Source organism: Enterococcus sp. RIT-PI-f, from assembly GCF_001297065.1.
Classification (GTDB): domain Bacteria; phylum Bacillota; class Bacilli; order Lactobacillales; family Enterococcaceae; genus Enterococcus_D.
In genome coordinates this window covers 69,099-81,991 of the sequence record NZ_LHOX01000001.1, presented here as the reverse complement: position 1 = coordinate 81,991, position 12,893 = coordinate 69,099, and the positions used below count along the sequence as shown (strand labels likewise).

12 protein-coding genes are annotated in these 12,893 nt (G+C 39.8%); 11 read left to right on the top strand and 1 reads right to left on the bottom strand.

Annotated elements, in window-relative coordinates:
• From AEQ18_RS15650 to AEQ18_RS00350, 9 genes are all read left to right on the top strand, one after another.
• A partial coding sequence (locus tag AEQ18_RS15650) for a hypothetical protein (protein ID WP_054114385.1) occupies positions 1–1,043 on the top strand: 1,043 nt, incomplete at its 5' end.
• Between the two features lie 18 nt (positions 1,044–1,061).
• A complete protein-coding gene (locus tag AEQ18_RS00385; protein ID WP_054114384.1) occupies positions 1,062–2,417 on the top strand; it encodes a hypothetical protein in 1,356 nt (451 codons plus the stop codon).
• Between the two features lie 770 nt (positions 2,418–3,187).
• Positions 3,188–5,281 carry a molybdopterin oxidoreductase family protein gene (locus tag AEQ18_RS00380; RefSeq protein WP_054114383.1) on the top strand — a complete coding sequence of 698 codons (2,094 nt, stop codon included), beginning with the start codon at positions 3,188–3,190 and terminating at the stop codon, positions 5,279–5,281.
• Positions 5,281–5,727: a 4Fe-4S dicluster domain-containing protein gene (locus AEQ18_RS00375; RefSeq protein ID WP_054114382.1), complete on the top strand. Its 447-nt coding sequence runs from the start codon at positions 5,281–5,283 to the stop codon at positions 5,725–5,727. The genes AEQ18_RS00380 and AEQ18_RS00375 overlap by 1 nt, the downstream gene beginning before the upstream one ends.
• On the top strand, positions 5,724–6,971 hold the full coding sequence (locus tag AEQ18_RS00370; protein WP_054114381.1) for an NAD(P)/FAD-dependent oxidoreductase: 1,248 nt from the start codon (positions 5,724–5,726) through the stop codon (positions 6,969–6,971). The genes AEQ18_RS00375 and AEQ18_RS00370 overlap by 4 nt, the downstream gene beginning before the upstream one ends.
• The gene (locus tag AEQ18_RS00365) at positions 6,964–7,938 is read left to right on the top strand and encodes a TDT family transporter (RefSeq protein WP_054114380.1); all 975 of its coding nucleotides are present in this window, start codon (positions 6,964–6,966) and stop codon (positions 7,936–7,938) included. Before AEQ18_RS00370 ends, AEQ18_RS00365 begins: the two co-directional genes overlap by 8 nt.
• Entirely contained in the window at positions 7,935–8,753 is an 819-nt protein-coding gene (gene modA, locus AEQ18_RS00360; RefSeq protein WP_054114379.1) for a molybdate ABC transporter substrate-binding protein, read from the top strand. The genes AEQ18_RS00365 and modA overlap by 4 nt, the downstream gene beginning before the upstream one ends.
• Complete coding sequence (modB, locus tag AEQ18_RS00355) at positions 8,753–9,421, top strand: molybdate ABC transporter permease subunit (RefSeq protein WP_235505452.1); 669 nt, start codon at positions 8,753–8,755, stop codon at positions 9,419–9,421. Before modA ends, modB begins: the two co-directional genes overlap by 1 nt.
• Complete coding sequence (locus AEQ18_RS00350) at positions 9,405–10,040, top strand: ATP-binding cassette domain-containing protein (RefSeq protein WP_082348562.1); 636 nt, start codon at positions 9,405–9,407, stop codon at positions 10,038–10,040. The genes modB and AEQ18_RS00350 overlap by 17 nt, the downstream gene beginning before the upstream one ends.
• Here AEQ18_RS00350 and mobA read toward each other — a convergent pair.
• Positions 10,037–10,612 (bottom strand): molybdenum cofactor guanylyltransferase, encoded by a 576-nt coding sequence (gene mobA, locus AEQ18_RS00345; protein WP_054114378.1) that lies wholly within the window; start codon positions 10,610–10,612, stop codon positions 10,037–10,039. The genes AEQ18_RS00350 and mobA overlap by 4 nt on opposite strands.
• Positions 10,613–10,695: 83 nt before the next feature.
• Here mobA and AEQ18_RS00340 point away from each other — a divergent pair, with 83 nt between their 5' ends.
• On the top strand, positions 10,696–11,895 hold the full coding sequence (locus tag AEQ18_RS00340) for a molybdopterin molybdotransferase MoeA (RefSeq protein ID WP_054114377.1): 1,200 nt from the start codon (positions 10,696–10,698) through the stop codon (positions 11,893–11,895).
• A 32-nt stretch (positions 11,896–11,927) separates the two neighbouring features.
• Complete coding sequence (gene moaC / locus AEQ18_RS16025) at positions 11,928–12,893, top strand: cyclic pyranopterin monophosphate synthase MoaC (protein ID WP_326930180.1); 966 nt, start codon at positions 11,928–11,930, stop codon at positions 12,891–12,893.

Here is a 12,893-nt window from a genome sequence, read left to right as displayed (position 1 = left end):
CTCAAAATAATGAAAAAGAAAAACAATCATACGCAAACAAATCAGATTTAATAGTTTCGGGAGTAGAAAATAAAAAATTAGTAGAAGATATTAGAAGTTACAATATTTATAATATAACAGATAATATTATAAAGAATTCTAAAATGCCTATATTAAAAAGAATTGAAAGAATAAATAATCTGGAGGTAGGTTCTGATTTAGTCCAAGAAAAAACAAATACGAACGGATTAGTAGAAATACCTAAAGCCAATTTTCTTACTTCTACTCCATATATTTTTTCTGAAGAGGAAATTGAAGTAATTACAGAATTTTCAAAATCAGAAAACATTAATTTAAAAACAACATTTTTTCATGTTGGTAATCTAAAAACTAGTGCTAACTTATCATATATGGGTGGTTTAGGTGGTTCGAAATATTTATTATCAGGTTCAGATCAGGAAAAAGAGAAGCAAAAGGAAATTAAAAATTTAGTATTTGAGATATATGCGTATTTAGATTGGATTACATATTTAGAACAATTTAAACAACTGAAATTTGTAAGACTAGCACTTTCCAATCAAGGAACGATATTTGAAAATGATATAACTTTAACATTGAAATTCCCAAGTAATGTTTATATGAAATCTGAAGAACTTCTACCTCCAGGTCCAAGTATTATTGAGGAAATTCTAGATACTGAATTTATTCCTAATATATTTGGTGATATAAATTCAGTAGAAATAAATTCATATAGATACCCAATTGGAGCAACGTTACCAAGATACCAACTACCATCATTTCCAGGTTATGATAATACTCCAAAGTACAATGATTTGAAAGAAGATTATTTTAAAGAGCATAAAAAAATAGAATGTTATAATGAATATGAAGAAAATGGTTATATAGTTCAAAAATATCATTTTGAAGAACTTAAACAATACACTAGTATAAGTTTTCCTTCAGTATTACTTTTTAATTATGATAATGTTTGTGTAGAAATAGAATATGAAATAATATCGAGAAGTAATCCTCACAAGAAACAGAAAGTTGTCAAAGTTAATTAATCATTTGGAGGTTTACTAATGAAAAATAATATATTAGGAATGTCTGTAAGCTTTAATGGATTAGAATTTAAGAATATTGATGTAATTGATTTTAATGATAATTATTCACTATATGATTATGATATAGTTTTACTAGATTTAAATCGAATAACAGAAAGTTATAATAAAGGTGCCGATTTTAACGGAAATCCAACATTAACTAATCGAGATTCATTTAAGTTTGTTTCAGATTTTAAAAGAGTAAAAAAAGAAATAGATGAATTTTTAAGAATGGGAAAAACAGTGTATGTAAATTTACCAAGGGTACCATTGATTAATGTTTATACAGGAGAAAAAGAATTTTCGGGGACTGGAAAAAACAGACGAGAAACTCATATAGTTAATCAATTAAATTTATTGGCTTTATTGCCAATAAAGATTTTCACAACAACAAGTGTTGGAGGGAGAATAGACTACACGACTCAAAATGCATATGAGAATTTATATAATATTAATAAAATGAGTTATTTATATCATGTTTATTTTGAATCAAAAGAAACTGGAGAACATATTGCTAGTATTCCGCAAACAGATAAAAGAATTTCCGAGTCATTTTCAGTAGGTGAAGGAAAACTAATTATTTATCCTTTTAATTTTGATGATGTAAATTGTTCTAGTCAAACTGATTATAGGAAAATGATTAATGAATTTCTTCATGTAATTGATGAGTTAGAAGAAGAATTGAGAATTAATATTTCAGAATTTCAACTTCCTGAATGGACAAATAAATACTATATTTTAAATGAACAAGAAAAAGTAAATGAATTAGACAATATAGAAAAGCAGTTAGAAGAATTAGAGATAAAAAAAGAAGAAATGATTGCTGATTTATTGAATTTGCAATCCTATAAATTAATGTTTACTTCTACCGGGAAAGAATTGGAGAATATAGTTTATAAGGTTCTTCACGATTTAGGATTTAAAAATAAACCAGTTGAACATAATAGAGCAGATGGTATTTTTGAATTTCAGGAAAATGATATAGTAACAGAAATAAAAGGGATTAAAGGTAGTTCTGCTGAAAAACATGGAGCTCAATTAGAAAAATGGGTTTCCGAATTTTATGAAAAAGAAGATAAGAAAGCAAAAGCTATTTTGATTGTAAATGGATTTAGAGAGAAGGATTTAACATTTAGAAATGAAGATACATTTCCGAATCAAATGCTAGATTATTGTACTAAAAGAGAACACTGTTTAATAAGTACCCTTCAATTATTAGGATTATTAATTGAAACTAAAAAATATCCTGAAAAGAAAGAAGAACTTATTCTGGAATTGATAAGCACAATAGGAATATACAACAAATTTTTAGATTATACTGAGTTTTTAATATAAATAATTGGGATTAAGAATGGTACAAACATATGTGATTATTAGTTATATATTAAAATTTAGTATATTGAGTTTTGCAATAGAGGCTGTACTTCAAACATTTTGAAAGCATTTATTTTTTTAGCTACAAAACCAGGTCTTAAAAAAGCGCGTAAAGCTTCACAGTTCTCAAAACGTTAATCTTTTTGTACAGATTTCGAAAGGCATTCTCCGTTGGAGGATGTCTTTTTTGCTAGAATCATTCATGTAGCATATCGGCCTCTCAGTAGTGTATTTTGTGGTGATTTACTCACACTAGAGAGTGATATATTTTTTTATATCTAAAATGAAAATGGGACTGAAGAATCAATTCTGAAGTGCTCCCTGTCAAGTAGATAGGTAAAAAAACAAAAAAGTATATAAGAATTCAAATGATGAGTAATTAGCACCGAGATGAAGGATTTAAATGAAATGTGGTTAGCGTACATATTAATTTCTTGATAATATTTTTTTTGAAAAAAAGTAAATGAGAGAAGTGGTAGTTCTGGATCATGAGAGTCTTTGAAATTTAGAAAGTGAGGTCGCGTGAATATCGACAGTAAAATACCAGAAAAAATGAGGACGCAATTGCTAAAAAAATTATTACTTTTCTTTATTTATCACATCAACTCACCTTGAAAGATTTTTTCCACTAATAGAAATTCTCAATTAAAACTCTAAAAAAACAAAAATAATCTGTTATAATGATTAAAAATAACTTTTAACGCGTCGGTTACTTATTTGAAGGAGAAAAAATGACTATTATACAAAGTACGTGTAATTATTGTGCATTGGCATGTAATCTTGATTTTGAAGTACAAGAAGATCAGATCGTCAATGTTGTCCCAACAAAACATTATCCAGTGAATAAGGGATTTTCATGTATTAAAGGTCTGTTTTTGAAACAACAACAGCAGGTCTTCAAGCCAATCGAAAAGCCGTTGTTCCGACAAGACGCACGAGGAGCTGAACCGCAGGAAGTTCCTTGGATTGAAGCAATTGATCAAACCGCAAAGCGACTCAAAGAGATTACGAAAAGATACGGCTCAGAAAGTATCGCTGGCATCAGTACGGGTCAAATCCCTACAGAAGAGATGGCACTGTTTGGACATGTCATGCGGAACTATTTGAAAGCAAATCTCGACGGCAATACGCGTTTATGTATGGCAACAAGTGTAGTTGCTCACAAACAAAGCTTTGGCTTTGACGCGCCACCGTATGCATTACAGGATATTGAAGAATCCGATACGATCATTTTGATTGGCGCCAATCCAGTAGTGGCTCATCCAGTACTGTGGGGCCGAATTCGTCAAAATCAGCAGCCAAATAAAAAAGTGATTGTGATCGATCCTCGTCGTTCCGAAACAGCCATTCAAGCAGACGAGCACTATGCCTTAAAAGCCAAAAGCGATTTGGTTCTCTTCTACCTTTTGGCGAATGTATTGATTGAAAAGGGCTGGATCGATGATGCCTATATTCGACAGCATACGGAAAACTTTGATCAGTTCCGCACATTTCTTCAGGAGTATCCCTTGACAAAAGCACCTATGACAGGACTGACAGAAACACAAATTGTGCGGCTTGCGCAGCAGATCCATGAAGGCAAACGGGTTTCTTTTTGGTGGACGATGGGAATCAATCAAGGATATGAGGCTGTGCGGACAGCACAAGCGATCATCAATTTAGCACTGATGACGGGAAATATCGGTCGTAAAGGAACTGGTGCGAATTCCCTGACCGGCCAAAGCAATGCGATGGGCTCTCGCTTGTTCAGCAATACTGCCGGATTGTACGGTGGCGGTGATTTTGACAATCCACTCCGTCGTCAAGTGGTGGCAAAAGCATTGAACATCGAGGAACATTGGCTTCCAGAAAAACCTACTTTGCCTTATGATCAAATCATTGAACAGATTAATCAAGGAAAAATCAAAGCATTATGGGTCGTTGCCACGAACCCTGCCCATTCGTGGACGAATAGTGAAAGCTTCCAAGAAGCCATGAATAAGCTGGAAATGTTGATCGTACAAGACTTGTATGCTGATACGATGACCGCCAAAACAGCCGACGTATTTTTCCCAGTCGTTTCTGGATTAAAGAAGACGGGAACCTATATCAATACAGAGCGGCGCTTATCAGGACTAAGACCAGTACTGCCCAAAAAAGTGGATGAATATTCGGACTTTGATATCTTTTTCGCTATGGGGAAAGCATTAGGGATGGGTTCTTTGTTAGATGGTTGGGAAACGCCGCAAAGTGTTTTTGAGCTTTTGAAAAAATGTTCTGCGAATATGCCGTGTGATATCACAGGTGTTGCGTATGAGCAATTGACTTCTTCAAAAGGAATTCAATGGCCATTCCCCAAGGGGAGTCAATTGGAAAACTTACCAGATGAACGACGCCTGTATGAAGACGGACAGTATTTTACTCCCTCCAAAAAAGCCCAGTTCATCTTTGAAAAAGAACGACCAAACCCGCTGCCACTGACAGAAGATTATCCGTTGATGCTCAACACAGGGCGTGGGACAGTCGGGCAATGGCATACCGAGACCCGCACAAGAGAAATCAAAGAAGTGAAGGAAGCGACGGAGCGTCAGGCGCATGTGCTGATCCATCCGAATACTGCTAAACAGCTAGAAGTGAAAAATCAAGAGCTGCTTAGACTATTTTCAGTGAATGGACAAAACGCTCGATTTGCGGCGAAAATCTCCCGCTTTGTTCAAGAAGGAGAATTATATGCCCCAATGCATTATCCGGAAGTCAATCAGCTGACCCCAGCATTATATGATGCATATTCGAAAGAACCGTCCTACAAGTCGACCCCTGTACGTCTAATGAAGGAGCAATCATAATGAAACGAATCAAAATCGATCGCAGCAAATGTATCAGTTGTCTCACGTGTGTAACTGCTTGTTCTGTTGCTCACAATGGTGAAGACCCTCGGAACCGAGTCGTTGTCTCAGAAGGAGGAGTTAACACGCCAATCTTTTGCCGACAATGTGATTTACCTGAATGTGTCTTTACGTGCATGACTGGTGCGATGACTAAAGACCCGCAAACTGGTTACGTGACCTATGATCAGAAAAAATGTGCTAGCTGTTTTATGTGTATTATGGCTTGTCCTTATGGTGTGCTGAAAGCTGATAAGCTTCAGCATAAAATCATTATGAAGTGTGATATGTGTATGGATCATCCAGATCAGACCCCACAATGTGTTGCCAAGTGTCCAATGCAGGCGATCACGTTAGAAGAAGTTGCGCAGCCAGCACTGATAGCTGCTAGAGGAGGAACCCTATGAATTACGTCGTTGTCGGTGCTTCAGCTGCTGGGATCAACAGTGTTCGCACTTTGCGTCAGCTTGATCCGACAGCTAAAATCACCCTGATTTCACAAGATGAGCATATCTATTCCCGCTGTATCTTGCATCACTATATCGAAGGTTCCCGTAATGTCAAAGAATTATCCTTTGTTGAAGAGGGATTTATTGAAAACAATCAAATCGACTGGATAAAAGGTGCGCTTGTTAGTGGTATCGATCCAGCACGCCAAGAGCTTTATCTTTCAACAGAAGAAACAGTCCCTTATGACAAAGTGTTATTGGCAACTGGTGCATCTACTTTTTATCCTCCCGTGCCTAACTTGAGCATTGCAAAAAATGTCGTTGGACTTAGAACACTGGCTGATGCAGCAATGATTCGTGAGAAGAGTACGACCGCAGCCAATATTGTGGTCATGGGTGCTGGTCTTGTGGGGATCGATGCGGTAGAAGGCTTGGTTCACTGTGGAAAAAGTGTTACCCTAGTTGAATTTGGTCCCCGTTTACTGCCTATTCAATTGGACGAGCGAGCAGCTCAAACGTATCAAGTAGCCTTTGAAAAAGCTGGTGTCAAGCAGTTTTATGAAACAGCTGTAAAAGAAGTCATAATGGATGAAGAAGATAAAGTGGCACAGTTGCAATTATCCGATGGTCAGGTGATCGACTGTGATCTTTTGATCGTTGCAACCGGTGTCCGCGCCAATGTCCAGTTTATTGGTGATTCAATCGACTGTGATCGTTTCGGACTTTTATTTGATGCGATGGGACGCACCAATTGTCCGAATGTTTATGGGGCAGGAGATATTTCAGGTAGAAACCCTATCTGGCCAGCGGCAGTCAAGGAAGGTATCATCGCTGCTTCTAATATGGTGGGCGTCCAGCGAGAACTGACAGATTTCTTTGCCATTAAATCGACAATGACATTCTTAAACATTCATTCTCTGTCATTAGGAAAACCTTATCCTGAAGATGATACCTATACAGTCGAAATCGATGATCAACCAAAGGTCTATCGAAAAATCATCCACAAGAACGGCGTGATCTATGGGGCGATCGTGCAAGGTGATCTTTCTTATACTGGTATTTTGACACAAATGGTCAAGCAGGGGATTCCGACCCATCGTCAAGGTCGCTCGCTTTTCGAAGTCACCTATGCAGATTTCTTTGATTTGAAGGGGAACCTAGAATTTTCTTTTTGCCAGCAAGGAGGAGAAGCACTTGAATAAACTTTCAAAAACGATCGGGCAACTGCCCGTCGGATTGATTGCCACGACGTTAGGATTATGTACGCTAGCCAATGCCTATTTTGCCATTGATTTGCCTATTATCCGAACAATTGTAATGAGCTTTGGTCTGGTAATTTGGGGCTTAGCAATGGTTAAAGGAATTTTTTGTCATCAAGTCTTTTTAAAAGAATACAGTCAGGTAGTCCCCAGTAGCTTGTATGCAACTTTTCCCATGTTGTCTGCTGTTTTAAGTAGTTTCCTTTTTGGTTTCAATGAGACGTTAGGCACTTTCCTTTGGTATTTCGCTGTTGTTTTACACATTATCCATCTTTTGATTTTTACCTATCGCAATGTTTTTCAAAACTTTCAAAAAGCGACGTTTTTGCCTACATGGTTTGTCACTTATATTGGGCTGTTGGTGCCTGTAGTCGTAGGCAGTCATATTGGCCATCCGATTCTTGTTCAAGGGATCACTTATTATGGGTTGGCAGCTACATTGATTTTGCTGCCGCTGATGCTTACAACCAAAGTCCCCGAGTCAATGGCATTGACCAACAATATCTATTTTGCACCGTTAAGTCTGTGTTTGATTAGCTATTTAAACGTGTGGCGTGAGCCGAAAATAGTGATTGTTATAATCCTGTCCGGCTGTTTATTGGTAGCTTTAGGAATACTCGGCGGAAAAATGCTGTTCTTTGTCAAGCGTGCCTTCCATCCGACTTTTGCTTCTTTAACCTTTCCTTGCGCGATTGCAACGATTGCGTTTTATCGCATCGGGCAGTTTTTCTATTTGCGGGAAGTGTTGAAGGCAGCGGAGTTATTCGTTTCTCTCTTTGGAGTGATGGTATTTTTTGCAACAGGCATTTTGTTGTATGTTGCATACCGTTTCGTTGATGGATTTTTGTTGCTTGTCTTTGAGAATCTTACGCCTCTCGCATTCGAAGGGAAGAAAGAGGAAGCAGAGTGAATCAACGTTCGGGAAAAAAGAAAATGAGGAATCAGCTGTTTTTTGGTGGAATCAGCGGACTGCTCGTTCTTTGCCTTTTTTTCCTTTGGCAGGGTAGAGAGGCTCATTCAGCACAAAGGGCGCATTTTTCTGCCGCCGCTAGCTTAAAAGACGTATTGGAAGAAATTACCGCCCAGTTTCACCTCGACCACCCCCAAATCGAGATCACATTGGACTTTGGCGGTTCGGGTGCGATTCGCCAAAAAGTTCTCGCCGGAGCGCCAATCGATGGTGTCTTTTTAGCCAGTGAAAAAGAGATCACCGACTTGGTTGAAGCAGGAAGCGTTGAAAAAATTCAGCCGATTCTAACCAATCAACTAGTCGTCATCCAGCCAACAAACGCAAACGTTTCTGATGGGGATTTGATCAATCAACTAAGGAGTGCAGAAGTGATCGCTATTGGGGAAGGCCAGTCGGTCCCTGCCGGCACATATGCACTGGAAGTCTTTGACCATCTTGCCTTGACGAATGAGTTGCAGGATAAATTGGTTCAAGCGGCAGATGTCCGACAAGTCATGTATTACGTAGCATCAGGAAATGCGGATCTGGGAATTGTTTATGCCACGGACGCTCTTGTGAGTCAAAAAGTAACGGTGACAGCGCAAATCGATCCTACTTATCACAATCGTATCTTATATACCAGTGCCCTTGTCACGGATTCTTCGCATCAAGAAGCTGCCATGATCTTTCAAAAGTACTTACGTTCAGAAAAAGCAAAGCACGTGTTTCAAGTGGCTGGATTTTCGTTTGTTGAAGAAGAAAGTGAGGCACTTTAATGATAGAAAGTGCAGTGATTCATTCTTTAGTCGTAGCAGGAGCCGCTCTTTTGCTCGGACTGATTATTGCTCTTCCTTGCGCCTATGTGGGCGCATTTATGACCTTTCGAGGAAAACTGATCGTTGAAACGATGTTTTTGCTGCCGCTAGTTTTGCCACCAACGATCATTGGCTATGGTCTGCTGCAATTATTTGGCCGCAATGGTATTTTTGGGAAACTTCTTGAGCTGTTTGAACTACAACTCGTCTTTACTTTATCGGGTGCTGCAGTTGCCGTAATGGTAGTCAGTTTTCCGTTATTGTATCAGGGATTGAAAGCAGCGTTTTTGAGTGTGCCGACCCAGCTGATTGAAGCTGCTGAAACACTGTCAGCCAATCGGATGGAACGCTTATTCTATGTAATCATTCCAAATAGTTGGCACAGTATCCTTGCTACGGTCCTTTTGGGCTTTTGTCGCGGGTTGGGAGAATTCGGCGCGAGTCTAATGATGGCGGGTTATATTGAAGGCAAGACAGATACAATGGCATCTGCCATCTATTTCGCTGTCTTGCAAGGAAATGACCAAAAGGCCCTCTCGTTAGGGTTGGTTAATTTAGCGATCGGGTTGGTCTTTTTATTCATTATTCAATTCCTAAGAAAAGGAGGCCGTCATGACTTTATCGATTGATATTTCAAAACAATTATTTAAAAATAATCTGCAGTTTCAGCATGAAATAACGTCCCAGATCACCAGCATCCAAGGAATCAGCGGTGCTGGCAAAACGACACTGCTGCGCATCATTGCTGGCTTAGAAATTTGTCAAAAAGGAACGATCTTTTTCCAAAATCAATGCTGGCTAGATACACAACGAGCTTTTGTCTATCCGGCATATAAGCGCAATATCGGTTTTGTCATGCAAGAACCCACCCTTTTTCCCACAATGACTGTAGAAGAGAATATACTTTTTAGTTCTAAGATGAGCTGGAATAAGAAACGTGTAGCCACAGATATAACCGAAAGAATGCACGATCATTTAAAGCAATTAGGATTGATCGACTATCGTCAGCAATCCGTATTGCAACTTTCAGGTGGACAGAAACGTCGTGTGGCACTGGTACGGGCGTTATTGAGCCAGCCTCAGCTATTACTCTTAGATGAACCATTTACTGGATTAGACGATAACATGTTGTACCAAGTACTCGCTTTTTTGAAACAACAAATCAAGAACCATCATTTGACAACGCTACTGGTTTCACATGGGAAAGAAGAAGTAGCATTTTTGACTGATGTGGTCATCTCAATTTAGAATGGATCATTTTTGTAAAGAACAGTGATCGGGTTGTTCGTTGTAAACAGTTCATTTGTCGGTAACTCAACGGGTTCAGCAGAAATTTTTTTCAAAAAATCCCCCAATCTTAGTGTTTTGTTTGCTAAATCAATTTCTAGGATCTCTAGTAACTGATCGTCAATGGTCAGATGGGTGATGGCAAAGTGTGGCTGATTTTCCGAAACCGCATAAGCATTTCGGTGGAAAGTCAATTTGTTTAAGCTTTGACTTGTTAGAAAGGGATAATCGATCGCTGTGACTAAAAGACGTTCACCAGGATAGCGTTTTGCTGCAGTATAAATGCCGCTGAGAGGACCTAGACCAGCGAATTCTGGAAGATCCATTAAAGTGGTTGTGGGGAAGGGCTGAGCTTCTTCGACTATCTGATTGTAATTTTTCGAATTGGCGATGATGCAGCAAGATTCAGTTATCTCCATCAGCCGCTGGAGCGCTGATTCTAACCAAGTTGCTTGTAATCTTGGGTCATAGTAAAGCGCCTTATCTTGTTTGAAACGGCGGGAATAGCCCCCAGCTAAAAGTACACCGATCATTGGGTCATCTCCTTTTGAATGAGTCAAAGCAAGTGTACCATAGGTAAACACCAAAAAATACGAAAGAAAAGAGAGATTTTTATATGCTTCGACAACGAACTGTGATCTCCTTACAAGAAGCGAAGAAGATCATCGCCGAGTTACCGGCACGCAAACCTAAACCAATCCGAAAACCGTTACTGGCATGTCTAGGAAATGTGCTCGCAGAGGATGTTTGTGCGCCTTTGCCGTTTCCTTTTTTTCCTCGTTCAGGTTATGACGGCTTTGGGATCACAGCAGAAACCGATCAGGATTTTCCTAAAGGCGTAGAAGTTGTTAGCGAAATCGGCGCTGGTGCCGTCTATGAAGGATGGTTGAAAAAAGGACAAGCTGTTCGGATCATGACCGGGGCACAAGTGCCAGAAGGGGTCACCAAAATCATCCCTTTGGAGAAAACCCGTCAGCTTACTAAAACCACGATCGAACTGCTGGAGACAGAAAAAAAGAGCAATATCACGCCAGCTGGCGACGAATTTGAAGTTGGCGAACTGCTGCTTAAGGCGGGGACTACATTGACGGCTGGCTGCCTCAGCTTGTTGGCGGCTTTTGGTATCGATACAGCGCTTGTTGAAGGCAAATTGAAGGTAGGACTTTTAACGACTGGATCGGAATTGTTAGAGGTGGGTGCCGTTTTGGAAAATGGAAAAATCTATAACAGCAATCGCATTCTGCTAGAAGGTTTAGTCAAGGAAGCTGGTGCTGGGCTGATTTTTTCTAAAAGTGCCCCCGATGATTCCTTACGCTTAAAAGAAACACTAGCAGAAATGGCTTCATTCTGTGATTTGATTCTGACCTGTGGGGGTGTGTCTGTCGGTGACTATGACTTTATGGCAGAAATTGCCGAAGAATCTGACTTATTGTTCAACAAATGTGCGATGCGTCCTGGAAGTCCAACCTCAGCATTTCTGTTTGAGCAAATACCTGTGATCGCTCTTTCTGGAAATCCTAGTGCGTGTTTTGTTGGGTTTCACTTTTTTGCTGATCCATTGATCCAACGGTATCATGGGCTGCCAGAAAGAATGGGCCAGCATCGTTTGCCTTTTTTTGGTGTCATCGATCGAGTCAATAATTTTGACCGTTACTTAAGGGGGACGATTGAGGCTGGAGCCGCCAAACCTCTGCCTAAGAATCAATCAAGTGCCATTGGGGCTTTAGCCTATGCTGACTGCTTGATTCGGATACCTGCTGGGATGACTTGTGAAAATGGAATGGAGGTAGATGTCTGGTGCTTGCCTTACAAATAATCGGTCGCAAAAAAAGTGGCAAAACGACTGCAATGTGTCAATTAATTCAAAAAGCTGCCACACTGCAATTAGATGTCGCCGCATTTAAACAAACGCATCATAACGCTGCGATGGACGTTCCGGGAACCGATACCGCACACTTTGCCGAGGCGGGTGCTCGTCAAGTGTTTATGAAAAAAGAAGGGCATCTGTTTTTGCATCAGCAAAGAAGATACACAGCAAAGACCCACTTATCAACACCTGAAGTCAGTGGTGAAGGTGAGTGGCAGCGGCTGATTAGCAGCGAGATTGATTTAGTATTGTTTGAAGGGTTCAAACATTTGGCGCACCCGAAACTGCTCCTTTTACGCCCTGGGGAAACGGTGGCAGATTTTCCTTATGCCAATATTTGTGCGGTCGGATCGATTTATCCTGATGTAGTCAAGGAACAAAATGTTTTGGATTTGACGACAGTGGAAAAAATTCAAGAATGGTTTTCACAGTGGTTGGCTGCACAGCAAAGACCTGCAGATACTCTGACCCATTTTAATGATCAGCAGCGAGCGAAAATGGTGGATGTATCTGAGAAAATAGATACCAAACGAATTGCAACAGCTATGTGTCGGGTCACGATGCGAGGGGAAACGATGCGCAGAATTCAAAACAATCAAGTCAAAAAAGGCGATGTTTTGGCAGTGGCGCAAGTGGCAGGGATCATGGGGGCGAAGAAAACCAGTGAACTGATCCCAATGTGTCATTTGATTGCGCTAAAAGGCATTGATTTGCAATTCGTCTTCGAAAGTGAAACGAGCTTAAAGATTACTGCTCAAGCAAAAGCGCTTGATGCGACTGGTGTGGAGATGGAAGCTCTGGTCGCGTGCCAACTGGCAGCCTTGACGGTCTATGACATGTGTAAAGCGATGGACCCGCAAATGATCATCACGGATTGTCAGCTCTTAGCAAAGACCGGAGGTAAAAGTGATAGTTTCGTCAAGGAGCGAGCTGAAACGAAGCGGTAA